The 24,317-nt window shown below is 45.9% G+C and carries 23 protein-coding genes; 14 read left to right on the top strand and 9 right to left on the bottom strand.

What is annotated here, in order from left to right; all coding sequences use genetic code 11:
- Positions 1–6: 6 nt before the first annotated feature.
- The 3 genes from R7Q47_RS11555 (at position 7) to R7Q47_RS11565 (ending at position 2,991) form a co-directional block, all read left to right on the top strand.
- Complete coding sequence (locus R7Q47_RS11555; RefSeq protein WP_154203910.1) at positions 7–1,743, top strand: hypothetical protein; 1,737 nt, start codon at positions 7–9, stop codon at positions 1,741–1,743.
- Entirely contained in the window at positions 1,740–2,471 is a 732-nt protein-coding gene (locus R7Q47_RS11560; protein ID WP_085568963.1) for a DUF3726 domain-containing protein, read from the top strand. The genes R7Q47_RS11555 and R7Q47_RS11560 overlap by 4 nt, the downstream gene beginning before the upstream one ends.
- Positions 2,472–2,613: 142 nt before the next feature.
- Positions 2,614–2,991, top strand: coding sequence for a nuclear transport factor 2 family protein (locus R7Q47_RS11565; RefSeq protein ID WP_005390944.1), 378 nt, complete (start codon positions 2,614–2,616; stop codon positions 2,989–2,991).
- A gap of 82 nt (positions 2,992–3,073) precedes the next feature.
- Here R7Q47_RS11565 and R7Q47_RS11570 read toward each other — a convergent pair whose 3' ends face one another.
- Complete coding sequence (locus R7Q47_RS11570; RefSeq protein WP_005375798.1) at positions 3,074–4,069, bottom strand: ABC transporter substrate-binding protein; 996 nt, start codon at positions 4,067–4,069, stop codon at positions 3,074–3,076.
- A 141-nt stretch (positions 4,070–4,210) separates the two neighbouring features.
- On the bottom strand, positions 4,211–6,445 hold the full coding sequence (locus R7Q47_RS11575) for a hypothetical protein (protein WP_213960743.1): 2,235 nt from the start codon (positions 6,443–6,445) through the stop codon (positions 4,211–4,213).
- A gap of 425 nt (positions 6,446–6,870) precedes the next feature.
- On the opposite strand from R7Q47_RS11575, the gene artP reads away from it, so the two are divergent.
- The 5 genes from artP to R7Q47_RS11600 all read left to right on the top strand — a co-directional run bounded on the left by artP (position 6,871) and on the right by R7Q47_RS11600 (position 10,496).
- Entirely contained in the window at positions 6,871–7,599 is a 729-nt protein-coding gene (artP, locus tag R7Q47_RS11580) for an arginine ABC transporter ATP-binding protein ArtP (RefSeq protein WP_154203907.1), read from the top strand.
- A gap of 88 nt (positions 7,600–7,687) precedes the next feature.
- Entirely contained in the window at positions 7,688–8,431 is a 744-nt protein-coding gene (locus tag R7Q47_RS11585; protein WP_005388572.1) for an arginine ABC transporter substrate-binding protein, read from the top strand.
- A gap of 1 nt (position 8,432) precedes the next feature.
- Complete coding sequence (gene artQ / locus R7Q47_RS11590) at positions 8,433–9,122, top strand: arginine ABC transporter permease ArtQ (RefSeq protein ID WP_005388570.1); 690 nt, start codon at positions 8,433–8,435, stop codon at positions 9,120–9,122.
- Complete coding sequence (gene artM, locus R7Q47_RS11595; RefSeq protein WP_005388569.1) at positions 9,119–9,787, top strand: arginine ABC transporter permease ArtM; 669 nt, start codon at positions 9,119–9,121, stop codon at positions 9,785–9,787. Before artQ ends, artM begins: the two co-directional genes overlap by 4 nt.
- A gap of 136 nt (positions 9,788–9,923) precedes the next feature.
- Entirely contained in the window at positions 9,924–10,496 is a 573-nt protein-coding gene (locus R7Q47_RS11600; RefSeq protein ID WP_154203906.1) for a protocatechuate 3,4-dioxygenase, read from the top strand.
- 9 nt (positions 10,497–10,505) lie between these two features.
- Here R7Q47_RS11600 and R7Q47_RS11605 read toward each other — a convergent pair whose 3' ends face one another.
- The gene (locus tag R7Q47_RS11605; protein ID WP_154203905.1) at positions 10,506–11,336 is read right to left on the bottom strand and encodes a LysR family transcriptional regulator; all 831 of its coding nucleotides are present in this window, start codon (positions 11,334–11,336) and stop codon (positions 10,506–10,508) included.
- A gap of 118 nt (positions 11,337–11,454) precedes the next feature.
- Between R7Q47_RS11605 and R7Q47_RS11610 the strand changes: the two genes are divergently transcribed.
- Positions 11,455–12,102: a glutathione S-transferase family protein gene (locus R7Q47_RS11610; protein ID WP_213960742.1), complete on the top strand. Its 648-nt coding sequence runs from the start codon at positions 11,455–11,457 to the stop codon at positions 12,100–12,102.
- An 84-nt stretch (positions 12,103–12,186) separates the two neighbouring features.
- Here R7Q47_RS11610 and R7Q47_RS11615 read toward each other — a convergent pair whose 3' ends face one another.
- Positions 12,187–12,858 (bottom strand): type 1 glutamine amidotransferase domain-containing protein, encoded by a 672-nt coding sequence (locus R7Q47_RS11615; RefSeq protein WP_005375824.1) that lies wholly within the window; start codon positions 12,856–12,858, stop codon positions 12,187–12,189.
- Between the two features lie 117 nt (positions 12,859–12,975).
- Here R7Q47_RS11615 and R7Q47_RS11620 point away from each other — a divergent pair, with 117 nt between their 5' ends.
- Complete coding sequence (locus R7Q47_RS11620; protein ID WP_005388553.1) at positions 12,976–13,860, top strand: LysR family transcriptional regulator; 885 nt, start codon at positions 12,976–12,978, stop codon at positions 13,858–13,860.
- A gap of 59 nt (positions 13,861–13,919) precedes the next feature.
- Here the strand turns inward: R7Q47_RS11620 and R7Q47_RS11625 are convergent, their stop codons facing one another.
- A complete protein-coding gene (locus R7Q47_RS11625) occupies positions 13,920–15,581 on the bottom strand; it encodes an electron transfer flavoprotein-ubiquinone oxidoreductase (protein ID WP_154203903.1) in 1,662 nt (553 codons plus the stop codon).
- 137 nt (positions 15,582–15,718) lie between these two features.
- On the opposite strand from R7Q47_RS11625, the gene R7Q47_RS11630 reads away from it, so the two are divergent.
- Positions 15,719–16,684 carry an electron transfer flavoprotein subunit alpha/FixB family protein gene (locus tag R7Q47_RS11630; protein WP_054574341.1) on the top strand — a complete coding sequence of 322 codons (966 nt, stop codon included), beginning with the start codon at positions 15,719–15,721 and terminating at the stop codon, positions 16,682–16,684.
- Between the two features lie 67 nt (positions 16,685–16,751).
- Here the strand turns inward: R7Q47_RS11630 and R7Q47_RS11635 are convergent, their stop codons facing one another.
- From R7Q47_RS11635 to pdhA, 3 genes are read right to left on the bottom strand one after another with little or no spacing between them, the layout of a single operon-like run.
- Positions 16,752–17,900, bottom strand: a complete 1,149-nt coding sequence (locus R7Q47_RS11635) for a dihydrolipoamide acetyltransferase family protein (protein WP_005375831.1) — start codon at positions 17,898–17,900, stop codon at positions 16,752–16,754.
- A complete protein-coding gene (locus R7Q47_RS11640; protein WP_042521051.1) occupies positions 17,897–18,880 on the bottom strand; it encodes an alpha-ketoacid dehydrogenase subunit beta in 984 nt (327 codons plus the stop codon). The genes R7Q47_RS11635 and R7Q47_RS11640 overlap by 4 nt, the downstream gene beginning before the upstream one ends.
- Entirely contained in the window at positions 18,873–19,967 is a 1,095-nt protein-coding gene (pdhA, locus tag R7Q47_RS11645) for a pyruvate dehydrogenase (acetyl-transferring) E1 component subunit alpha (RefSeq protein ID WP_213911985.1), read from the bottom strand. The genes R7Q47_RS11640 and pdhA overlap by 8 nt, the downstream gene beginning before the upstream one ends.
- A gap of 65 nt (positions 19,968–20,032) precedes the next feature.
- Here pdhA and R7Q47_RS11650 point away from each other — a divergent pair, with 65 nt between their 5' ends.
- From R7Q47_RS11650 to R7Q47_RS11660, 3 genes are all read left to right on the top strand, one after another.
- Complete coding sequence (locus R7Q47_RS11650) at positions 20,033–20,227, top strand: hypothetical protein (RefSeq protein ID WP_127891143.1); 195 nt, start codon at positions 20,033–20,035, stop codon at positions 20,225–20,227.
- 396 nt (positions 20,228–20,623) lie between these two features.
- Positions 20,624–20,944 (top strand): DOPA 4,5-dioxygenase family protein, encoded by a 321-nt coding sequence (locus R7Q47_RS11655; protein WP_005375836.1) that lies wholly within the window; start codon positions 20,624–20,626, stop codon positions 20,942–20,944.
- Positions 20,945–21,269: 325 nt separating this feature from the next.
- Positions 21,270–21,896: a hypothetical protein gene (locus tag R7Q47_RS11660; protein ID WP_033906971.1), complete on the top strand. Its 627-nt coding sequence runs from the start codon at positions 21,270–21,272 to the stop codon at positions 21,894–21,896.
- Positions 21,897–22,246: 350 nt separating this feature from the next.
- On the opposite strand, the gene R7Q47_RS11665 is transcribed toward R7Q47_RS11660, so the two are convergent.
- Positions 22,247–24,028, bottom strand: a complete 1,782-nt coding sequence (locus tag R7Q47_RS11665) for a sodium:solute symporter family transporter (RefSeq protein ID WP_017634233.1) — start codon at positions 24,026–24,028, stop codon at positions 22,247–22,249.
- Between the last annotated feature and the right edge of the window lie 289 nt (positions 24,029–24,317).

The raw sequence follows: 24,317 nt of genomic DNA on the forward strand, positions 1-24,317 counted from the left end.
AGCAAAATGGATGCACATCGTTCTACTTATACGGAAGCAACTATGCGCGATGCAGCGATTGTCATGGCAGCCGAAAGGCTTGGCGCAATGCACCAAAACCGAATCAGCTTTGTACGCAGTCTGATTCGTAATATGGCAAGCCAAAACTGGCAAGTAACCAAGCATGAGTGGCAGCTTTGTCCTCGTGGTTATGGTCATGTGATTTACAAATTGACCACGCCAGAGCACGTTTATCATTTGGTGGTATTCTGTGATGAAATTGCCGACGACGAGCGTAATGATCGCGTAATTGCTGAAAAGTGGGACGTCACATTTGCACTGGTTCAAGGCGATGTTGATGTTACTTTGTTGGAAAGATTGCGAGAAAATGTACCGCTACAAGAAGCGGGGCGTAATCCAAACAACGTACTTGTTCTTGCTCGCGCAAATAAAAGTGTGCGCGTGTTTGAGCACATTGTTAGCGCGCTTTCTCAAGGCGAGCAGCCTGAGCCGAAAGAATTAGCGGAAGTGGGTTATATCCTGCGTACCACAGCTGTTTATGGTAACGGAAAGTTTGGTATCGCCGACTTCAAACTGTTAGAGAATAACTCAGATTTCAGCCAGTCTTTTAGTGCGCAAATGTGTGCCGTATATATGTTGCGTGAATTCAGCCTAGATTGGGTGCACTATCTGGCACTTCAACAAGGTGGCGACAACGCGGTGGCTTTGCATCGTGGCTTGCAGCGCTACCTTGGTGTCGGTAATGCGACTGGCTTAGGCATGGCTCCATACTTGATTAATCACCCGTGTATTGTTGACCAATGGATGACCTCTCGCGAACGTGCGGTAGCGCGAGTCTTTGCGATGCCGTGTGAAGCGTCGTTCCATGCTCCTTTGCAAGGATTGCTGCAAAAAGCACAGCGTCATTTAGAGCAAGTCATCACCATTAATGAACATCAAGACAGGCTCAATCATCAAGCGATAGCAGACATCAAACAACTGCTATCGGAGCTAACAACGTTAATGGCATTACATCCGAACTGGGCGAGTTTGGTCGAGCATAAGAAAACAATGAGTGTGGAAGCCCAAGAAATCCTCACCTCTTGCTTGATCGAACTCTACCCATCTTTGGTGGACGAATTTGCCAGCCAAATGAATACGGATGAAACGTTATCTATTCCGGGCGGGAAAAAGATCCATGACTTACTTGAGGTGCTGCAAAGCAAATACCGCTGGGCGATTAATGCGGATTACTCACTAGCCGAGAACAACTACTGGTTCTGGTATCGCTCACAAGACAAAGAAGAGCCAAGGCTTGGTGTTCGTGGGGAAGAGGCAGGAGAAGAAAAAGAATTGCCGCTTGATATCGGCAGACAAGTGAATCGCTTGTACCACGCCTTGCTTGGTTGTGATGAAGAAATTTCCGTAGCAGAGTTTCTATTGCAAAAACCGGCTTATCGTTCGATCACACGTCGCGTATGGACGCTAGGCAACCGTGCGATGGGGGATATTCAAATGAATGTGCTGCGTAAAGATGCGTTACCAATGCACTTACTGCGCTGTAAATTGGCGATCTTTGGCGCGACTAAGTTTGATCCGCGCTCGGATCGTTGGGTTCGAGTAACTTTCTTCCAAGGTGCGCCGTTGTTAGATGAAATTCACGATCCTAAACTGGCAGACACATGGATTTTCCCTAGCATGCCGCCACGTGACGAAATTGCGCAAAGTGATAATCAAAAAATCAGTGGAGGATTTGCATTATGATCGTCTCTCACAACGAATTGGTGGCCGCGGTTAATAAGGCATTTCTTGGCATGCGCCGTCACTGTGGTGAGGCGGATGTCATTGCGAACATGGTGGCGGACTTGCAAATGGTTGGCTTACATGGAGTTCGTCATTTTAATAACGCCAGTCTGTTTCTTGGGTTAGATTCAGACTGCGCCGTATCGGTGACCAACAGTACGCCGTCAAACATAGAGGTAGAACTGCACAACGGGAGTGTAGCGTGTCATTTACCCGCTGTGTTGGATTTCGCACTTGAGAAAATGATTAACCGTAAGTCGATTACTATCACGTTGACGCAGTGCCATAACCGTTGGCTAGGTTTTAGTGAGTTGTTGAAGCTCTCTGCAAAAGGCATTGCGTGCCGTGCACAATGGGTCAATGGCTCTAGTCCCAAGCGAACGCTTTATGTGTTAAACCGTGGACGAATCGCGCCAGAAGTCTTTTTCTCGGATCAGTTTGATGGGCATGATACGGATTTGCATAGTATGGTTATCGAGCTCTCCGTGAACGATTTCGATATCGAGAAAAGTGCACAAGGGTATACCATTCACATTGAAGGTGATGAGTTAAGCCGCACGCAACAAGCTTCTTGGCAAAATGGTATCTTTGTCGAAGACCAAGAATGGGAAACACTGAAACAAACCGCAACCGCGTTGCTGGTGGAGAACAGTGAGCGTTCTATGCTCGGTGCTGGCGGTGTGGTTTAAGCGATGAAAGGCGATGATTCCAAGTAGAAGTGATGAAGGCTGCTCTTTAGCGGCCTTTTTTGTGCGCGAAGTTTGGTCACTTCTGAAGTTCAAAGACTATGATTACCGTTATCCGCAAGATGGAGCAACACAGGTAAGAAAAATGGATCTGCAAGAGAATAAAAGAAATGCCATTGCGTTTTACGAAACCGCCTATCGAGGTAATCCAAGAAAAGCGGTTGAAGACTATGTTGGCGATGAGTACATTCAGCACAATCCATTAGTTGGAAATGGCCCCGAGGCTTTTATCGAGTATTTTGAGCGGATGCAAAATGAGTATCCCAATAAAGACATTACGTTTGTGCGAGCCATTGCTGAAGGGAACTTGGTGGCACTACACACTCACCAAACATGGCCTAATGATATTGAATACGTGACAATGGATTTCTTTCGTTTTGATCACAATGGGAAGATCGTCGAACATTGGGACGCTCTGCAAGAGATTCCTAAAGAAACATTGAATGGTCACACCATGTATTAACGAGTCGTTGACGAGTCTCCCATGCCGTTTATTCAAACGGTATGGGAGGTTAAATGATTTGTGGCACTTTAAGTATTAATCATCAAAGCGCTTTTTCGATTCTCACCGCGACGTCTTCAGATACCCAGCCTTTCCACAAGTCAGGGTAGGTATTAAAGAAGTAAAACATCGCTTCTTCACCGTCCGCGTAGTTATCTTCCATCCATGCCAGCATTTCACTCATTTGCTCGTTGGTAAATCCGCGTTTCTGCAAGTACGCGAATGCTTGGGGTTCTTTGCTCGCAAACGCCTCAGTTGTTACTGTGCGAACTGGAGAAGGTGGGTACATTGTTACTTTTGGTGAAGCGCAATCAGGCTGAGTGGTACAGTTGCGATACTCTTCTAAATCTGTTCCGCTACCAAAATCCACTTTGACCATATCATACTTGCCCAATACGGGGGTCGGTGACCAGTAGTAACCAAACCAAGGCATTTTGCGATCATAGGCTTTAGCGATGGTGCCAGCTAGTGCTGCGCCAGAGCCTGGGTCAACCATCTCAAAGCCGTGCTCACTTAACCCTAATGCATTAAACAAGTGACCGGAGGTGATTTGGCATGTCCAACCAGCAGGGCAGCTATAGAACGCGAACTTGTCATCATCCTCTGGGTGTTCAAATAGTTTGGCGTGCTTGATGACGCCTTCTATCGTCGCGAGTTCTGGATACTGTTTTACCAGATAGGCGGGAACCCAAAACCCTTCTTCACCACCATTGACAAGCGATTCACTAGCGATGCGCAAGCGTTTATCTGCAATCCCTTTATCAAGTGCTTCTTTAATGCCGTTTGTCCATAACTCTGGCGCAACGTCAGGTTGCCCCTTTTCAATCATAGAGGTGCCTGTAGGAACGCTATCACCAGGGATCAATTCCGCATCGCACTGGTAGCCTTCATTTAAGACAAATTGGTCGATGTGCGCCATTAAGCTGGCCGAATTCCAATTCATGTCTGCGATGGTTATTTTTCCGCATTCGTCCGCATTTGCATGAGTAGATAATGCTGATAGCAGCAGAACAGAGAGCATTGAAGGTGTCGTCTTCATGTGACTGAATTTCCTTGTCGTTGTCATTTACTTCAGTATATACATCGGTTTATAAAGATTCAGTGAACAAGTTTTTTTCAGTGACGTTAAGCATAAAAACGGCGATTTATGAAGCGTTTGGTGAGAAGGGTTTAAAGGGTGTTAATACAGCAAGAACACTCCTTCGTAGCCGCCAATCTCAATATGAGAAACATAGTCGCCGATGTTACCGTCTTGATCTACAGGTCGCATAGGCTCTGGAAGCACGATTGTCATCTTCGGTGAGGTGAAATAATCGATATTCTTGCCCAAGAAATCAGTTCGATACAGAACTCGGCCTTTGGTGAATTCTCGGGCTAACACCATCTCTGTAGGGCCATGCATCACTACCGTATCGTCTGAGTGATACGCAAAGTACGTATGGGTTGGTAACAAATCGATAGCGCCTTTAGGCAAGTCAGGATGAGCCACTTTGCTCATAGAAGCATCTCCAATCACCGTGTAATCGGCGGAATAGGGCGTGCTGGTGGACATCATTAGCGGAGTCGCCTGATACCCCTCTGGTATTTGATTGGCAGGCTCTCCCAAATCAACGGCAAGCAAGGCGCTAGGTTGATAAGCAATATTCTTTGGTACGCCTGCCTTCCAGAAGTTGTCACTTGTTGTGTTATTACTTCCATATAAGTAGCCATTGTTCCACTGATTAAAGTAAATGCGCTCAGGGTGATAGTTTAAGTAGAACACCGCTAGTGCAGAGTATTGGTCCTGTTTCCAATTGTTTTCTGTGTTACCAAAGTATTGAACGCGACCATAACGCGTGGTCGCTTGATAAATCACTTTCTGGCCAGCTTTGGCGAGTGCAGAGTTATCCCAAAATTTAGCCAAGCCAGCATAGCCACTAAAGCCGGTAGCAGGGAAAAGGTAGTGCTCGCGCAAGTACAAGGAGCCAGCGTTAACCAAGTGGTTTTGCCCATTACGACCGAATAAGTTTGCCGTACCTATGTTGAGGCCAATTAACGCATCTTCATCCAGCGTTGCCAGTTTATTCAAGAACGCCGAGAATTGCGCTTTGTAAGCATCGTCAGCAGCTTGGCTACCCGCCACCAAACCAAGTTCATCCACTGTGCCTCCGGAATATATGTAGAACTGATTTGCACCGAGTAACTTATTCGTATCGTCGTTGTACGCACCATTTAAACCTTGTTTCGCCCATTCAGCTTGGTAATAGTGGCGCATTGTATTGGTAAAAACGGGATTACCGAGATTGGTCAATGCCCAAGAAGAGGTTTGATTCCACATACGACCAAATGGAATAACCCGTGACTCCCAACGAAATCGGGCCGTTGCATTCTTATTCGAACGGTTTTTGTATTCATTCCAAGAAAGATAATTGTCTTGGTTTCGATCTGCAGATTTGTCGAAGCCACGAATTTTACGCCAGCGTTGAATGGTTTGACCTTCCGGTGTCTCCGTTGGTGCTCCTGAGATATTGACGGCAGGGAAGCTATTTTTGAGTTGAATGTTTTCGAGACGTGGGCGGTTTTCTATGTTGCCGTCATGCCAAGTAATTTTCGCAACGTAAAGGCGGCCGCCGTCGCGTAAAAAGGTGGAGCCAAAGTACTGACCGCCACCATAAGTTTTTCCGCTACCATCATGCGTTGTAGCGCGAACCCAATCCGAAGGAACAGACCAGCTTACTGTTTGGTTTTTAGTCATGTTCTCAGTTTTGTCTTTTTTAATCGCGAAGCTTTTCCATTCAGTTACCCGACCAAACGAGTCGATAGCAGAAGGGTATTCAATCGTGAAGCTGCCGCCTTGAGCAAACTGAGAGAACGTAAATGCTAAGCGGTCGAACTTCTCTGAGTGATAAACATAGAGCGCGCCACCATCATTCGCCTGACCAAATACGTCAGCATCCCATGGTGGCTGTTGATATAGCCAAAAACCGGCGTGGTCAGCACTGGCGGTATAACCAACGATCATCGGTTTTCGATTGAGTAAGGTATTTTCACCATGGCTAGAGTCTACCTCTGCGATGATGGTGTTTTCAGAAAAGTGGAGAAAGAAATCTTCGTAGTCAATTCCACTCAGTTCTGCTTGGTTACGTATATCGTTTTCCAGCCAACCTGAGTTAAGTTCCAGCTTTTGGTTGTACATGTAACCAAGCGCTTTTACACGCTCGTTATCACTCTTATTTTCGTAAGCTCCAAACACGATATCGGCATTATCCAACTCCCATTCAAGTGCAGCGGCAGCAGAGATAGGCTTATCTTGAAGATCAATACCCTGTTCATGCAATCCAGGTAACACGATTGCTGTTCTACTCCAAACGCTGGGTATAGAAAGTAAGCTCAGAGAAGCAAGTGCAATGAGAGAAAAACAATGCGACTTCAACATGGGGTTATCTCACTCATACTTAGATGACTCGAATTAAGGGCCAGAATACAAAGAGAAATTATAGTCCATTCACAAAGTCCTAATCAGGAACCCGCCGATAGAAGGCTTTACCGGAAATCGAGGGGGGAAGCCCGGCAAAAATGAGAAGGTCTGCGTCGGGTGTAGTACGTTCAAAGACTCAAAATTCCGTCTACACAAGCACAAAATTAACCAGAATTTTAACCTTGTTTCGATTGCCATCATATTGTTGGATTTTCATCAACAATTTCAGTTAAAACCAACTGATTAAACCAGTCATATTCTCTGTTGTATTGATTGCTTATCATACAAAAATTTAACAAAATTAATTTTTATACATTTTTATTGCATAAAAAATCCTTTTGAGTAATATAAATGCCAAGTGACAATTAATGCGGTATGTCAGCATGACTATTCAGGTAAGCGGAATCAATAAATCCTACGGTGAGACACAAGTGCTTCACGATGTCAGCTTTAAGTGTGAAAGCGGCGAAACACTGGTGTTACTCGGTCCGAGTGGTGCAGGGAAGAGCTCTCTACTACGAGTTCTTAACCTTCTTGAAGGGGCGGATAACGGCAAGCTAAACATCGCAAATGATGCTTTTGATTTCTCTACTGAAATCAAAGAGAAACAAGGTTTAGCACTTCGTCGTAAAGTAGGCATGGTGTTCCAACAGTACAACTTATGGCCGCACATGACAGTGATGGAGAACCTGATTGAGGCTCCGGTAAAAGTATCTGGCATGGATAAAGAAGAAGCGAAGAACCAAGCAATGCAAATTCTCGCAACGCTGCATTTGGCAGACAAAGCGGATGCATGGCCGATGCAACTTTCTGGTGGTCAGCAACAACGTGTGGCGATTGCTCGTGCATTGATGATGAAACCGGAAGTCTTGCTTTTTGATGAACCGACCGCTGCGCTTGATCCGGAAATTACTAACCAAGTCGTTAAGATTATTAAAGATTTAAGCGAAACCGGAATTACACAAGTAGTTGTGACGCACGAAGTGGATTTCGCCAAGAAAATCGCTAGTCACGTACTGTATTTAGAAAAAGGACACATCGTTGAGCACGGCACAAATGATTCGTTTTCTAACCCGCAAACCGCCCAGTTTGCTGACTACTTAAATCACTAAATCACGTTTTTAAAGTTCAGTCTATTTAACAGATAAGCTCGGCTGTCATTGCGAGTGTCAGCCCACTAAGTACACACGGAGTATTGCAATGAAAAAGATTCTACTAGCTTCACTAATCGGCCTTTCTTCTGCAACTATGGCGGCAAACGCAGCAGCACAAGAAGAGATCAAATTCGCGATGGAAGCGACGTACGCACCATTCGAATACATGGATGAAAACAACCAAATCCAAGGTTTTGATGTGGATCTGGCGAATGCACTATGTAAAGAAATCGAAGCAAAATGCACCTTCCACAACCAATCTTTTGACAGCCTGATCCCAGCATTAAAATTCAAGCGCTACGATGCGGCAATCTCTGCAATGGACATTACTGAGGCGCGTTTGGAGCAAGTGAATTTCACGAATGCATACTATGACAACTCAGCAGCGTTTGTTTCTATCAAAGAAAAAGTGGCTGATCAAAAAGCACTAGAAGGTAAGCGTGTTGGTGTTCAAAACGGTTCAACACACCAAAGCTACCTGATTGAGCAAATGCCGGGCGTAACCGCGGTTCCTTACTCAAGCTACCAAGACGCGTTCATCGATATGAAAAATGGCCGTATTGATTCTGTATTCGGTGACACAGCAGTCGTAGCAGAATGGTTCAAGAAAGAAGACAACCTAGCTTACGTGGGTGAGCACGTAACTAACCCTAAATACTTCGGTAACGGTTTCGGTATCGCAGTAAATAAAGGTAACGACGAGCTAGTGAACAAGCTGAACACAGCACTGAAAACAGTGAAAGCAAACGGCGAATATGACGTAATCTACAACAAATACTTCGGTAAGTAATATGGCACTAACGGGTTACTCTTTATCGCTTGTTCAAGCTAGTTGGATGACTGTCCAGCTAGCCTTCACAAGCCTCTTAGTCGGTTTGATTCTGGCAGTGGTATTCGCCAGTGGTGAAATGTCTCGCCGCGTTTTCGTTAAATGGCCAATGACGGCGTTTGTGACGATTGTACGCGGTTTGCCAGAAATCCTTGTCGTGTTGTTTATCTATTTTGGTTCGACGCAGGTTCTGTTTTTAATCACCGGCGACTTTATTGAAGTTAGCCCGTTCTTGTCTGGCGTGGTGGCGTTGTCATTGATCTTCGCTTCCTATGCTTCTCAAACTCTACGTGGCGCATTGAAAGCCGTTGGAAGAGGGCAGAGAGAAGCAGCAAGTGCACTCGGCATCAGTCAAGCACACGCTTTTGTTCGCATTGTTTTGCCACAAGCAGTAAGACACGCACTACCAGGTTTAACTAACCAATGGTTGGTTTTGCTGAAAGATACCGCACTTGTATCACTGATTGGCGTAACGGATTTGTTGAAGCAAGCGCAGCTAACATCTGCAGCGACGCATGAAGCGTTTACATGGTACGCAACTGCTGCGGCGATTTACTTAGGCATTACTTTGATTACGCAACGTGCTGTAAAACTGATTGATAAGAAGTTCTCAATTCAAGGCATGAGTATGGGACAGGAGGCAACCGCATGAACGAACAACACGTTTGGCAAATGCTGGATGGCTTAGGCACTAGCCTTCAATTGACCGCTGCTTCTTTGGTGGTGGGCTGTCTCTTAGCTCTGATGATGACGCTGACTCTGATCCTACGTACTCCGGGTTTGCATTGGGTAAGCCGTGGCATCATTACCTTGTTCACTGGTACGCCTTTGTTGGTACAGATCTTCTTGGTGTACTACGGTCCGGGTCAGTTTGATGCTGTAAGAGAAAGCGTATTCTGGACATGGTTAAGCCAACCTTGGTTCTGTGCGATGTTGGCGTTAGCGTTGAATACCGCGGCGTACAGTACTCAGTTGTTCAAAGGGGCGTTTAACGCGATTCCTTCCGGTCAATGGCAAGCGTGTCGTGCATTAGGCATGAACAAAACTGCCACACTGAAAGTGCTGTTGCCATACGCTATTCGTCGTGCTGTTCCGGCATACTCGAATGAAGTGATTTTGGTCTTCAAAGGTACGTCACTAGCAAGCACGATTACGATCATGGATCTGATGGGTTACGCGCAGCGCATTAATGCACAAACTTACGATACGTTGACGGTATTTGGTATTGCGGGCGCATTTTATTTAACGGTAAATGGTGTGCTAACTCTCATTTTCCGTCAGGTAGAGAAGAAAGCATTGGCGTTCGAAGCCGCATAAACCTTCAATCAACACTCAATTTAGTTCCACAGTGCCTCTGCAAATGACTCTCTTGCAGGGGCATTTTTTATATTCGTCATGGCAAATTTCTCAAGTTCCACCAAACTTAATTCAACGTAATTGCATTGGTGGCACCATGGAAAGAAGACACTTTTTAGCGCTGTGGACATTGTTGTTCGCACCCTCTTTAAAAGCGAAAACACCAATGCGGCCGACGCCTGCACAAACAGAAGGGCCATTTTATCCAGTAGTGGACATTCCTCTTCGTCAAAACTTGATTCTGCAATCGGAGGGCTTGGTCGGTGAGCCTATCGTGCTGCAAGGCAAAGTCGTAGATATATCGGGAAACCCAGTTTCAGGCATCAAAGTAGAAATCTGGCAATGCGATGGGCAGGGGATTTACGATCATCCTAAGCAGCCAAATAATGATAAGTTTGATGCCCACTTTGCAGGCTTTGGCGCGGCAGAAACCCAATCGGATGGTCGTTACTTGTTTCAGACTTTGTACCCCGTGCCTTATGCCTCTCGTCCGCCGCACATTCACGTTAAGTTGTGGCGGGGTAACAAAGAGCTTCTGACCACTCAGTTGTACTTAAGAGGCAATACTGGTGATGAATGGTGGGGTGGCAAAGCCCGTGATTATCTACAGTTTGAGACTATACGAATCGACGGGCGATTAACGGGCGAATTTAACTTTGTGATTGGTTAGCGAATCCAGTTAAGCCATTAACTCAACCAATTGCGCCAAGCATTCTTTATCCAGTATCGGATGAGGCTCGACACCCGTGACCAACACGATATCCACGGAAGGCAGCGATGGCATATCGTCTAAGATCTTAAGATCCTCGCTAACGCTAATACTGCCCATCGCACCGATAGCCATGCTTGAACGTACAATCGCTCGTTGTGCAGAGGCCGTATTGCAACACGCCAGTAGTTGATAAGGAGTGCCACGTTTGGTTAATCCGTCTACCGCTGCCGCGTGGTATTTACAGTCGGTTTGGAATAGGGCGAGAGGGAGAGGTTGGGCTTGCTCGATGTCAAAATCAGGATGAGCAATCCACACGCCTTTGTCGCTTGCTAGCCAGTAACCTTCCTCACTGTCCGGTGCTCTTGTCACAATAGCGGCGTCTAGCTTTCCTTCATCAAGTTTTTCTCTCAAGGTGATGCTCGGCTCACTAAAGACTTGAATCGAACATGTGGGCTCAGATTGCTGTAATACGCGGATGACTTTAGGCAAGATATTGTCATTGTAATCCTCAGGGCAACCTAAGCGAAGAGGGCGCTTGTTTTCATAACGTTTCACCTGTTTCAGCGCTTGATTGTGCAAGCTGACCAATTGCTCGGCGTGAGAGCGTAGTGCTAATCCTGCTTCACTCAATACTAGGTTGCGACCTTCTTTTTCAAACAAACTGACACTGAGTTCGTCTTCCAGTTTACGCATTTGTGCACTGAACGCTGATTGGGTGCGATTGATCTGCTTGGCTGCACGAGTGAAACTGCCCGTTTCTACAAAAGCCAGAAAGCTGCGTAACGCATCGATATCCATATCTAAAACTCATCCATCGTTTTTGTTGAAGTGTTCCATCAAAACTATCCGTTAGTCCCCTTAAATACAATCAGATATTGTGAATGGGTAATCAAAACACGAACCGCATGGAGGCGTCATGAAACTGTTTATTGCTAATCAAAACTACTCAAGCTGGTCACTTCGCGCATGGCTGATCTTTTCTCAATTCAAACTGGATGTGAAAGTCACCAAGCTCAAATTATTCACGGAAGATTTTTATAAGACCTTGGAAGGTATTACATCAACGGCGAAAGTACCTACCTTGGTGGATGGTGACGCAACCGTGTGGGATTCATTAGCGATTTTGGAATACGTTAACGAGCAATACTTACAAGGCAAAGCATGGCCAAGCAACTCCGCAGAACGAGCTAAAGCACGCGCCATTGCGTCAGAAATGCACTCGGGTTTCTTTGATTTAAGAAACGAACTCCCAATGAATATCCGCGCGCGCAGAAAAGTCGATTTAACGGAGGGGGCGTGTAAGGATATTGCGCGTATTGATGCCATTTGGGCTGAGCAAGCCAAGCTGTATCCCAACGGCTGGTTATTTGGAGAATGGTCGATTGCAGATGCTATGTATGCACCTGTGGCATTGCGTTTCCAAACTTATGGCATCGAGCTATCGGAAGGTGCCAAAGCTTACCAACAGAAGGTGCTAGCAAGTGAATCTTTACAGCAATGGTTGGAAGAGGCGAGCCAAGAAACGGATATCGTAGAAGAAGATGAAGCAGGGGAAGAAGTATAAGCGCATCTTGCGATCGCCTGTAGCAAGGGAAAGCATGACAAAGCACGCTTTCCTCTTCTAGGATAGTTGTAGTTTCCGGCGCGTTTAAGCTAGGTGTTCAACAATCGCTCTGCCTACGCCGTGTGCGCTCGTTGGGTTTTGACCTGTGATGACACGATCATCCACAATTACAAACTCTTGCCATGGTTGCACTTTAGAGTAGCGCGCTGCGCTGCGTGCAAGAGATTCTTCCAATAGGAATGGGATATCGTTGATGGTGCCGAAGTCGATCTCTTCTTCACGAGTGAAGCCTGTTACTGATTTAGACGAAAGTAGCTTTTCGCCATTGCTAAGCGTGATAGGTAGAAGAGCGCCCGGACCATGACAAACTGCTGCCACAATACCGCCATCTTCATAGTGTTTTGCAGAAATCTTGGCAAAATCTTCGTTGCTCGCTAGGTCTGAAAGAAGACCAAAGCCACCCGGATAGAAGATCGCATCGTAGTTGTCACCGTTGATTTGTGATACTGGAATCGTGTTGTTGATGCGGTTCTGGAAATCATCATCCGCTAAGATTTTCTCGTTGACTGCGTCGCCTTCGATGTCGGTTCCGTACAGTGGTGCTTGCCCGCCTTTGATAGAGGCAATGTCGTAATCGAAGCCTGCACCTAGTAGCTCGCTAAGCGCATGAGTGAGCTCTGGCGCGTAAGTTCCGTTTGCTTGGTCAGTTTCACCAAGGGTCGCATGGTTCGTCACAATGATGAGTACTTTTTTCATGATGGTTTCCTTTTTGGCTTACGTATATTTGTTGAACACCTTCATACTAATTGCTAAACAAATAAGTGATAATATGATTAATTGGCAAAACATTATTGCTATATAGCAAAGGTAAGTATGGACAGTTTTGAAGGCATCAATGAGTTTGTTACGGTTGCTGAGAGCTTAGGGTTTTCTGCAGCGGCAAAACAGTTAGGTTGCAGTACCAGTCACGTCAGTCGCCAAGTCACAAGACTAGAAGAGCGATTAGGTGTCGCTTTGTTAGCACGTTCGACAAGAATGGTGAGTCTAACGGAAGCGGGGCAAGCGTATTATCAACAGTGTAAAGAGTTGGTGATTGGGCTTCAGCAAGCCAATGAGCAACTCACCACGCAGCAAACTCAATTGAGTGGTACGTTACGTGTGAGTGCCGCTGGTGCGTTTTCTGAGAACCATGTAGCGCCTGCCTTGATGGCGTTTGCCAAGCAACATCCTAATCTCACGGTTGAAATTAACTTCAACACCAGCATGGTCAACTTTATTGAAGATGGTTTCGATTTTGCCATTCGTTACGGCAGGTTGAGTGATTCAGGCTTGGTTGCGAGAAAGCTGGTGGATCGTCCCATGGCAGCGGCAGCCAGTCAGCGTTATCTCGATGAACATGGTTTGCCAACGCACCCAGAGCAACTCAAGCGTCATAGCTGCATTATTGCCAATAAGGACGTTTGGTTGTTTGAAAAAGACGGCAAGCCTTTAGATGGCGTAAAAGTGCAGGGCAGATGGAAGAGCAATAACGCACACACGGTCTTGCAAGCCTGTGCAGAAGGATTAGGTGTGGCGTACTTACCGAAGAGTAGTTTCAACGATGCTATTTCGTCTGGTCGTTTGGTGCCAATACTAGAGCCCTATTGGGGAAGTGGCAACAGCAGCTGGATTGTTTATCAGAATCGTCACTTTCTACCACTACGAGCGCGATTGGCTATCGACTTCTTGCTTGATCATTTTGCCGATTGGCAGGAGTAATGAGGCTCTGCCAATCGGTTTGTTTATCCATTTGTTAGATCGTCAACATACTAACGTATCTACATGTTTTGATAGCTCGGTCCACCGCCGCCTTCTGGTGCTTTCCATGTGATGTTTTGTGAAGGATCTTTGATGTCACAGGTTTTGCAATGCACACAGTTGGCGGCATTTATCTGAAACTTCAACTTATTGTTCACTTCCACCACTTCGTAAACCCCAGCGGGGCAATAGCGCTGACTTGGTTCGTCATACATACCTAAATTCACATCAATTGGAATGTGAGGGTAAGTCAGAACCAGGTGACAAGGTTGATTCTCTTCGTGCTGTGTTCCCGACAAAAATACCGACGAAGGCTTATCAAAACTGATTTCACCATCTGGTTTTGGGTATGCAATTGGGTGGCACTCTTGTTTAGGCTTTAACTGCTCATGATCGTGCGAATAGTCCTTGATAGACCAAGGTAACGGCTTCTTAACCAGTGGTTGCCACAGGTTGTGTTCAAAAGTCGAAAGAGCACCGCCAAGTATGCTGCCAAACTTATGAATGTTCGCGCCAAAGTTACGCGTTTCGGCGAGTTCGTCATACAACCATGATGATTCAAACAACGACTGGTAGTCTGGCTCAGAAGCTCCAGTTTGTCGGGCCGTATGTACCGCTTCTGCTGCAATGATTCCGGACTTCATTGCTGTGTGGCTGCCTTTAATTTTTGCGACGTTCAAAGTCCCCGCATCACAACCAATCAATAAACCGCCAGGGAATTGCTGTCTCGGCAGAGAGGAAAGCCCACCTTTCGCAATGGCTCTTGCGCCGTAAGCGATGCGCTGAGCACCTTTCAAATGTGGTTCAATAGCAGGATGGTGCTTAAAGCGTTGAAATTCGTCAAACGGACTCAAGTAAGGATTGCTGTAATTCAAGTCGACAATAAGCCCGACGGCGATTTGGTTGTTCTCCATGTGATAGAGAAAACCGCCGCCTGTGGTATTTGTTTCACTCAAGGGCCAGCCAGCGGAGTGGATAACACTGCCAGATACATCCTTACTGTCAGTGGGTAACTCCCATATCTCTTTTAGGCCAAGCGCGTAGTGCTGTGGTTGCTTTCCTGCGTCTAGGTCGAACCTTTGAATAAGTTCTTTACCCAGATGTCCGCGACAACCTTCAGCAAAAAGGGTGTATTTTGCCCTTAGCTCGATACCTGGTTCAAAGTTAGGTTTGGCCTGGCCGTTCTTATCTAGTCCCATATCGCTCGTGTTAATGCCTGTCACGGCGCCAGTCTGATCATAATTGATGCTTGCAGCGGCAAAGCCCGGAAAAACTTCCACCCCAAGATTTTCTGCTTGGTTAGCGAGCCAACGGCAAAGGTTGGCAAGGCTAATTACGTAATTATTCTCGCCATTTATCATTGGACGCGGTGTAAGGAAGTGGGGAACGCGAATATGGTTTTGTTCAGTAGTAAGATAAAGGAAATCATCTCGTTGAACTGAGGCTGCTAGCGGGGCGTCCATTTCTTTCCAATTGGGGAAAAGCTCATCTAAGGCACTAGTTTCAAAAACAGCGCCAGATAAAATATGTGCGCCCACTTCTGAGCCTTTTTCTACAACGCAAATTGAAAGTGCGTCACCTTCACTGTCTTGGCTGAGTTGAGCTAGCCGACAAGCGGCGCTTAAGCCTGCAGGTCCGGCCCCCACGATCACGACATCAAACTCCATGCATTCTCGTTCCATCTTTATGCTTCCTTTCTATTATCGTCATCTGCGTGACAGGTTTTGGTTTCTATACAGAAAACTATAGCTCAGTTGACGTTAACGTGAAGTGGACTAAGCTCAAGTAATGGATCTGACGTGTTATATGAGGCATGACCATGGAAGACCGACCATTAGCAACACTTGTGCTCGCAGAGCATGACAACCAATCGTTGGCTGTAGGGACGCTGTGTGCAATTAAAGCGGCATTTGAGATTAAGGATGATGATAAATCGCTTCCTGTTTCTGTGTTGCTTATTGGTTATCAGTGCCAATCAGTTTTGGATGAGTTGAATTGCGTTCAGGGTGTTGCAGAAATTATCTGGGTTGATGCGAAGGGATATGAACATGGCTTAGCGGAAAATATCGCACCTTTGATCTCACAAGTAGCCAAAAACTACTCACACATTCTTTCTCCTGCCAGTACATTTGGTAAGAATGTGATGCCTCGTGTGGCGGCGTTGCTTAATGTTGGTCAACTTTCTGACGTGATGACAATCGAGTCTATCGATACGGTGATTCGTCCAATTTATGCTGGAAATGCATTGGCGAGAGTCACGTCGAATGATCTCTATAAAGTGATGACCATAAGAAGTACGGCTTTTGATGCCGCAGAGCTATCTGACACGCCAGTTGTCCCTAAGCTTACTCAAGTCGACACGGTGATTATCAATAAACTTAGTGAGTTTGTTTCGCAACAAACGCCAGAAAGTGAGCGACCAGAATTGCCAGCGGCTAGAGTAGTGGTGTCGGGGGGGCGTGCATTCGGGAGTAAAGAGAAGTTTGTTTTAGTAGAACAATTGGCGGACAAGCTAGGTGGAGCGGTAGGGGCGTCACGAGCGGCGGTCGATGCGGGCTATGTGTCTAATGACCATCAAGTCGGGCAAACCGGCAAAATTGTTGCACCGGAGTTATACATTGCCGTCGGAATTTCTGGAGCGATCCAGCATTTGGCGGGAATGAAAGATTCCAAGGTGATTGTTGCAATTAATAGCGATCCTGATGCGCCTATTTTTGACATTGCAGATTATGGATTGGTCGGCGATTTGTTTGTGGTAATGCCTGAGCTGTTAGAGAAGCTGTAGATATAGTCTTGTTCCCTAAAACAAAAGGCTTCCAAATTGGAAGCCTTTATCATTTGATTTTAATAAGTTACTTTTCGCTCGGACGTTGCAGGTGCTCTGCAAGTACTTTCGTAAACCTTGCAGCTTCACCACCAGTACAAGCGCGATGATCAAACGTTACGGATAGCGGCATTGCTTTCACCGAAATTGCTTGACCATTTCTTATCACAACTCGGTCGAGTATTCGGCCCGCGCCGACAATAGCGACTTGTGGCGGTGTGACGACAGGTGTTGCGTAAATACCGGCAATCGCGCCGAAGTTGGAAAGCGTAATCGTCGCGTGCTGCAATTGCTCACGACCGATTTTTCTCTCTCTGATCCCTTCAACGGTTTGATCGAGCCAACGACGAACATCTTGTGGCTCGTATTCATCTGCGTGGCGCAAGACTGGTACGTACAATCCATGACGGCTATCTACTGCAATTCCTACATTGACCGTTGTGTGTACACAGCGTGTCATGGTTTCGGCATCAAACCAAGCGTTTAAAGCAGGCTCTTCTTGACACGCATGAACAATCGCTTGAACAAGGCGGATACTGATATCTTCGTTTGGCAGCCAATCTTCCAACAACGCTTCTTCCGTAATAGTTACGGCAGCAACATGTTCGTGCGATTCGGTCATAGACGATACCATGGTACGTCGAGCACCTTTCAAAACTTCGGTGCCTGGACGCTGTTTTCCGGCTTCGTCGTAAATATCGGCATCAACGATAAGTCCGTTCGGGCCACTACCTGACACGAGGTTAAGATCTACCCCAAGTTTTTGTGCCAACAAGCGAGCCGAAGGCAGGGCGGTAACGAGGTTACTTTCTGTCGTGTTGTGGTTGCCACCAATCCAGAAATCATCAACGTTAACATGATGCGCTTGGTGAGAAACGCTACCGACGACGGTTGCGGCGTCAGCAGTGGCTTTTTTCTCTGCCGTTACTTCTCTCCCGGCACCTGTTTCATCAATCTCTAGCAGTAATGCACCAATATTGACGATTTCACCTTCCTCACCATGACGGCTGACCACACGGCCAGAGTAGGGGGCAGGGACGTCGACCGTCGCTTTTGCTGTCTCGACAGTTAAGATCACTTGATCTAATTTAACCATGTCACCGACATTAACGTGCCATTTTACAATTTCTGATTCAGCGAGGCCTTCGCCGAGATCGGGTAAGTTAAACGTCTTCATTTCCAATCCTCCACGAGTTCGCGCGCTGCGGTCACAATGTCTTCTTTCTGAACCATGAAATAATCTTCGTTACGGTAATAAGGCATAATGGTGTCCATTCCAGTTACTCGTTTAGGTGGGGCTTTAAGTAAGCACATGGCGTGTTCAGCGGTTCGAGCTAATAGCTCAGATCCCACACCACAAGTTTTACTCGCTTCATGAACAACGAGTAAACGTCCAGTTTTTTCTAGTGAGCTGAAAATCGTCGCGGTATCAATTGGCTTAATACTCGCCAAATCAATCACCTCGACTTCAATTCCCTGACTAGACAAGGTTTGCGCGGCCTGAAGTGACTCTACGACGCATGCGCCCCAAGTAACGAGCGTGATATCTCGCCCCTTGCGTAAGGTGAAGCAGGTGTCGAGTGGGAGTGCTTCGCCGTTATCAACGACTTCAGATTTAACGGTGCGATATATGCGCTTCGGTTCGAAGAACATGACGGGATCATTGCTTCTAATTGCAGCGAGAAGTAAGCCGTATGCGCGTTGTGGAGAAGAAGGAATCACCACTTTAAATCCAGCAGTGTGAGCAAATAACGCTTCCACGCTTTCTGAGTGGTGTTCCGGAGCGTGGATACCGCCGCCAAATGGCGCACGGAAAACCGCGGGACAAGTGAGCCGACCGCGAGTTCTGTTACGCATTCGAGCCGCGTGGCACATTAAGTGCTCCATCGCAGGAAAAACGAAACCTTGAAACTGAAATTCGGCGACAGGTCGTAATCCTTGCGTTGCCATACCGACCGCAACCCCGCCGATTAAGGCTTCAGCGAGTGGCGTATCGATGACTCGTTTAAGACCAAACTCTTGCTTGAGTCCAACAGTGGCACGAAATACACCACCATTATCGCCCACGTCTTCACCTAATACGACAACATTGGGGTCTTGTTGCATTTCGTGGTGCAGGGCAAGGTTTACTGCTTCAACCAACGTTAGCTCAGCCATGTCTGCCTCCCTGCATTCTCATTGCCTTGTTGATGAGTTCATCTCTTTGTGCATGAAGCTCTTGAGGTAGCGATTCATACAAATAATCGAAACCGGTTTCTGGTGCTTGTGGCGGTAAGCTCAGATAGCGTTCAACAGCTAACTCTACTTGCTCTTTACAGTAATCTAGCCATTGCTGTTCTTGTTCGTCGCTCCAAGCGCCTTGATTAAGGAGATACGTTTTAAGACGTGCGATAGGTTCGTATTGCCATGCAGTTTGAACATCATCTTCTTTACGATAACGAGTCGCATCATCGGCCGTAGTGTGGTCACTCAGTCGGTAACTCACCGCTTCGATGAGTGTTGCGCCTTTCCCTTTTCTTGCTCTCTCAAGGGCGGTTTTAGTTGCATCATAAACGGCGACGACATCGTTACCATCGACAGTAATACCCGGTATACCTGCACCTTGCGCTTTTTCTGATAAGAAATCGGCGGCACATTGGAGACTACGCGGCACTGAAATTGCCCACTGGTTATTGTTTACGACGAAAACAAGTGGAATATTCCAAGTACCTGCGCAGTTTATTGACTCAAGAAAGTCCCCTTTGGATGTACCACCATCGCCGCACATGACTAGCGCAGCTTCATGGTTACCTTGAATTTTTAGCGCGGAAGCCACCCCGACAGCATGCGTACATTGCGTCGCTATGGGTACACAGTAGGGAAGGTCTCGGCTAGGAACCGGACTGCCTTCAGGAGCAAAATCACTCCCGCGCTCATCGCCACCCCAGTATTGAAGGTTCTTTTCCATGCCAATGCCACGACACCACATCGCAGGCATATCGCGGTAGTAAGGGACAAACACATCATCGGCTTTAAGTGCTCTGCCGACCGCAATGCCTATGGCTTCCGCGCCTAAGTGTGAGGGATAGGTCCCTAGCTTACCGGTGCGTTGCAAGGCAACTGCTTTGTTGTCGTAAGTGCGAGTTAATACCATATCTCGGTAAAACCCGACCAATGTTTCATTGTCAGCCCAGTTGGGTAGTTGGCCGACTAGGTCCCCACGATGGTCGATAAACCGATGCATGGGTAATGCCTGAACGTTCATCTCAAGCTCCTTTTGACGCTGCGGGTCTTTTGGACTGCAGCTGTTCATACAAAACCAGAGTTTGTATGGGTACTCAAACTCTGATATCAGCGCAAAGGCCATACCTAAGGTTGCGTGTGCTTTCGATAGCGGTAGGCATCTGTTCGTCCCTTAAACTATTTGTCGATAACATCGCTGCGACTATTTCACCGCAAGATACAGAGAAAGGCTTTTCTGTATCTAACCCTCTAACTAAATCGTGGTATAGCCAGATACAATAAGTGTAAACAAATTGTTAAATTATGCTTCATTTTGACTTTCGCTCAGTAGTAAAGTTTTGCTTACACCCTGATTTTGCAGAGTAATATGCTGCTATTTTGTTGGTGGTATTTTTAAACTCGAATTTAATTACTGGTTAATGAAACATATTCGCAACAAAATTTGGCTGTAAAATTTGACAAAGTGAGTCATTATTAATGAATCAACTCAAACAGTTGCTATATGATGAATTGCAAATTTTTGTTGTGCTCGAAGCCTCGACCTTATGAGAATGCATAACTTCTTCCCAACTGAGTGGAATCAAGGTAGGGTGACGGCATTACAAATGTATACCCTCGGCAGTCCTTGAGCTTATCCAAAGTAGGTGGTGCTCAAGCGGAAGTGATTATGGAGAAGTTATGTACCACGCTCATGTTTATTTTCCCCTAAGAGAACAAGATAAAGCGCAAGCCTTGAACGAGATCATCCGTCAAGAGCGTCAAGATGTGCTGCGTGTGTTTCCATTAGTTGGACGGTTAGTTGGCCCACACAAAATGCCGATGTTTGAAATTCACCTAGAATCATTGAGTGAAGAGTTCTTGGCGTGGCTTGATACGATTCGAGGCGATTTTTCTGTGCTTATTCACCCAGTAAGCGAAGAAGAGTTGCTCGATCACACAGAACGCGCGATTTGGTTGGGCAGAGAGATTGGTGTATTTGAAGAAAAGTTAGAGAAATAGTTGCTTTCTCGCCCATGCATGACCGCTTTGAATCCTTCTCTTCTCATTGCGGTCGCAGCTTCTGCTTAACGCCTCATCTTCATTGATGGGTGCGGAAACCCTCTCTTACGCTTTGCTGTAGCTATTTTTGTGCTAAACCTAAAAGTAGGCTTTCGAACTTCACGCACAAAGCGTGAAAATATCGCTGTTTAGCATGCCATTAAATGAATTTTGGTGGTAATAAAATAATAAGTCTTTGATAAATCAAATAGGTATAGCAGGGAAGTGCAGTTTACGACCCCAACGCCATTGGCAGTGGCGCCGATAATTTATGAGGGGGAAGGGTATGTTTTCAATACTCTTGGTTATACTTGCACTCTATATATTTTGGCTGTTGTTTCGCTACGGGCCTGCGTTTGCCGGGCGTACCGCTCAAAAAAAACGTGACTGGGTTGGGCCTACCACCAACAAAGAAGAGTGGCGAGAATTTTGTACGGATGTATTTCAGCCGTTCAGTTCTCAAACGACTTTCTACGCCATTGCTTATTTTGCCAATTACGTAGCAGCAGCGAACGCAATATCTTGGTCAACGATATACGAAGGCGATTATCCGGTCATCATAAGTCGATTTGGTAGCTACTTCATTTTAAGCACGCATGATGCACTGGTCGTAGCTGGGTTTATTGCGCTTGCTTTCTTTATCATTAATTGGCAACTTGCCATGCGCTGCTCTGGTATTCTTAGCCAGTATCTAGTGCGGATTCTTATTATTAATCAAAAGCGCTTTGTCGCGATTAGCTTGGTGTTTTGCAGCTACTTTTCGTACCTACTGACGCTTGGTATATTCTGGCTGTTCCATGATGGGTATTCAATCTGGCATGGATTAATGCTTAGCCCTGTGTTCCTGCTGTTAGCTTTATTGGTAGCGGTTGTTGTGCCATCTGCAAAAAGAGAAAATAGTGTACCTAAGTAATCCCGAGATGGTTTGTTCAGCGGGAATAGTTTGGCTTGTAGACTAGGTAGTGGTGTAAAGGACTAGCCAGTCTAAATCACGAAGCGGCAACAAAGTATACGAGCCGAGATCTTTACTTCATCAGGTATTTGGATGGCTTTGGGGCGTTTACTTAAGCAAGGTAGGCTGCACTTTTAACTCGATCAGATTATCACGTTCTGGTTTAGCCTTATCGAATGACAAAATAAAGCTGCAATTCGATAACCCTAGACAAGATGATATGTCTTCGTAAAAGGGTGCAGTGTTCGTACTGGGAACTTAGAATTAAAAAACGCGGCCAAAGAATAGCCGCGTTTATTAGAATAAGAGATTTAACTTTCTGTCACAGGTTCAGAGGCTTGTTCAGCGCTTGAATCCACAGCTTTTACAAGTAGTAGACCAACACCTCCGACGATGGCACCACATAGAATAAACACTAAGCGCCCCCATACTGGGTTAGGTAGCAGAGCCATAAACATGACACCTATACCTGCGACCGCGATAAGTTTACCCAGCATTTGACGTTGCTTGTTATCGAGTTTTTTCTGTGCCACTGATTCCGCTACAAGAGGCGTTGATAGGTTTTCAAAGAACTTATCGACATCTGCTTGACGTTTGTCAGTTAGAGGCTTGTAGAATAGAGTCGACAACATGAAGAAGCCACCAGTTAGTGTCATGTGTCCGATTAGACCTATTGCTACTTTCACATCAGACCATTCTCGGCTAGTCAACTCCTCAAGGCCAAACGCCGATGACACCATATCAGCTGTGATAACAAACCCAACAAGGTAGGAAACGATGCCACCCACAACTAGAGTTCCCCAACCTGCCCAGTCTGGAGTTTTCTTGATAAAGAAGCCTAAAAACGCTGGAATTGTCATTGGGAATCCGATGAGCGCACCAACGTACATCATAGTGTCGAATAGACTCAGACCTTTTAGAGAGTTTATAAACTGCGCGATTAGAATAATTGCAACGCCAAATACCGCCGATGTTGCTTTAGAAACAGCGACTAGCTCTTTCTCTGATGCTTGGCCCTTACGAACGATCGGTTCATAAAAGTTCTTTACGAAAATACCTGAATTGCGGTTAAGACCAGAGTCCATAGAGGACATCGTAGCAGCAAACATTGCAGCGACCAGAAGTCCAACCATACCTGCTGGCATGTACTCTTGAACGAAGTATAGGTACGCGAAGTCGCCTGCTTTGTTACCAGCATCTGGATAAGCTGCCGCTAAATCAACACCTTGGCCTGCAATATACCAAGAAGGCATGAACCAAATGAAAACTCCACCCAGCATCAATACACATGCTAGCAAAGCTGCTTTTTTTGCATTTTTAGAGTCTTTTGCAGCTAGGTAACGGTAAGAGTTCAACATATTGTTTGTAATAGAGAACTGCTTAACGAAGATAAAGAACGCCCAAATACTAAAGATGCTTAAGTAGTTCAGGTTGTTACCTGCAACAAAGCTGCCACTTTCTGCGACTGGGAAGTTAGAGATAATTTCAGTAACTCCACCACCTTGAACAATAGCAACGGCTGCACATGTGATCGTTACCGCCATGATGATGACCATTTGCATGAAATCGGAGGCGATAACCGCCCAAGAGCCGCCAGTTACCGACATCGCAAGTACAACTAAACCGGTAATCCAGATGGTTGCTGTCATATCAAAACCAAAAATACCTGAAGCTATAATAGCAAGGGCGTTAAGCCATACACCTGCAGAGACAACACTGTTTGGCATCGAAGACCAAGTAAATACTTGTTCGTTTGTTGTACCAAAACGCATACGAATGGCTTCTATGACAGTTACGACGCGTAACTGACGAAATTTCGGTGCAAAGTAAGCGAAGTTCATGAAGTAACCAAACGCGTTTGCAAGGAAAATAATAGCGACAGCAAAACCATCATTGTAGGCTTTACCAGCGGCGCCAGTAAATGTCCAAGCAGAGAATTGAGTCATAAACGCCGTTGCTCCAACCATCCACCAAAGCATGTTGCCGCCACCTCGGAAGTAGTCGCTTGTAGTACTAGTAAAAGTTCTGAACATCCAACCTATTGCGATTAAGAATAGAAAATAGATGCCCACAATGAGAGTATTGAGTTCCATCTTTAGACCTTTGAAGTAGTTTATTGTCCTAAGTAATAGTAACGTTCGCTCCTCTTATTTGTAGTACAATAACTCAAAATCGTGACCAGTAAGGCGTAATAACCCCTTTAATGAATCATACAAGTGATCGGTGTCAGATATTGCTTTTCTCTGAAGCTGCTAAAAGTGTCGAGTTTAGGTATGGGTTCTATGAATATACTTATAAAGAATCTTAAGTCCTCTAATAAGAATGGACGCGGATTTATGCATATCTGGCAGAGGGATATAACATCGATTGATGTAGGATTGT

The organism is Vibrio sp. Vb0349, assembly GCF_033338975.1.

What these genes read in the sequence shown, in the direction of transcription:
- R7Q47_RS11555 (WP_154203910.1), top strand. Translation starts at nt 7, where the DNA reads ATGGATGCACATCGTTCTACTTATACGGAAGCAACTATGCGCGATGCA.
- R7Q47_RS11560 (WP_085568963.1), top strand. Translation starts at nt 1,740, where the DNA reads ATGATCGTCTCTCACAACGAATTGGTGGCCGCGGTTAATAAGGCATTT.
- R7Q47_RS11565 (WP_005390944.1), top strand. Translation starts at nt 2,614, where the DNA reads ATGGATCTGCAAGAGAATAAAAGAAATGCCATTGCGTTTTACGAAACC.
- R7Q47_RS11570 (WP_005375798.1), bottom strand. Translation starts at nt 4,069, where the DNA reads ATGAAGACGACACCTTCAATGCTCTCTGTTCTGCTGCTATCAGCATTA.
- R7Q47_RS11575 (WP_213960743.1), bottom strand. Translation starts at nt 6,445, where the DNA reads ATGTTGAAGTCGCATTGTTTTTCTCTCATTGCACTTGCTTCTCTGAGC.
- artP (WP_154203907.1), top strand. Translation starts at nt 6,871, where the DNA reads ATGACTATTCAGGTAAGCGGAATCAATAAATCCTACGGTGAGACACAA.
- R7Q47_RS11585 (WP_005388572.1), top strand. Translation starts at nt 7,688, where the DNA reads ATGAAAAAGATTCTACTAGCTTCACTAATCGGCCTTTCTTCTGCAACT.
- artQ (WP_005388570.1), top strand. Translation starts at nt 8,433, where the DNA reads ATGGCACTAACGGGTTACTCTTTATCGCTTGTTCAAGCTAGTTGGATG.
- artM (WP_005388569.1), top strand. Translation starts at nt 9,119, where the DNA reads ATGAACGAACAACACGTTTGGCAAATGCTGGATGGCTTAGGCACTAGC.
- R7Q47_RS11600 (WP_154203906.1), top strand. Translation starts at nt 9,924, where the DNA reads ATGGAAAGAAGACACTTTTTAGCGCTGTGGACATTGTTGTTCGCACCC.
- R7Q47_RS11605 (WP_154203905.1), bottom strand. Translation starts at nt 11,336, where the DNA reads ATGGATATCGATGCGTTACGCAGCTTTCTGGCTTTTGTAGAAACGGGC.
- R7Q47_RS11610 (WP_213960742.1), top strand. Translation starts at nt 11,455, where the DNA reads ATGAAACTGTTTATTGCTAATCAAAACTACTCAAGCTGGTCACTTCGC.
- R7Q47_RS11615 (WP_005375824.1), bottom strand. Translation starts at nt 12,858, where the DNA reads ATGAAAAAAGTACTCATCATTGTGACGAACCATGCGACCCTTGGTGAA.
- R7Q47_RS11620 (WP_005388553.1), top strand. Translation starts at nt 12,976, where the DNA reads ATGGACAGTTTTGAAGGCATCAATGAGTTTGTTACGGTTGCTGAGAGC.
- R7Q47_RS11625 (WP_154203903.1), bottom strand. Translation starts at nt 15,581, where the DNA reads ATGGAACGAGAATGCATGGAGTTTGATGTCGTGATCGTGGGGGCCGGA.
- R7Q47_RS11630 (WP_054574341.1), top strand. Translation starts at nt 15,719, where the DNA reads ATGGAAGACCGACCATTAGCAACACTTGTGCTCGCAGAGCATGACAAC.
- R7Q47_RS11635 (WP_005375831.1), bottom strand. Translation starts at nt 17,900, where the DNA reads ATGAAGACGTTTAACTTACCCGATCTCGGCGAAGGCCTCGCTGAATCA.
- R7Q47_RS11640 (WP_042521051.1), bottom strand. Translation starts at nt 18,880, where the DNA reads ATGGCTGAGCTAACGTTGGTTGAAGCAGTAAACCTTGCCCTGCACCAC.
- pdhA (WP_213911985.1), bottom strand. Translation starts at nt 19,967, where the DNA reads ATGAACGTTCAGGCATTACCCATGCATCGGTTTATCGACCATCGTGGG.
- R7Q47_RS11650 (WP_127891143.1), top strand. Translation starts at nt 20,033, where the DNA reads ATGGGTACTCAAACTCTGATATCAGCGCAAAGGCCATACCTAAGGTTG.
- R7Q47_RS11655 (WP_005375836.1), top strand. Translation starts at nt 20,624, where the DNA reads ATGTACCACGCTCATGTTTATTTTCCCCTAAGAGAACAAGATAAAGCG.
- R7Q47_RS11660 (WP_033906971.1), top strand. Translation starts at nt 21,270, where the DNA reads ATGTTTTCAATACTCTTGGTTATACTTGCACTCTATATATTTTGGCTG.
- R7Q47_RS11665 (WP_017634233.1), bottom strand. Translation starts at nt 24,028, where the DNA reads ATGGAACTCAATACTCTCATTGTGGGCATCTATTTTCTATTCTTAATC.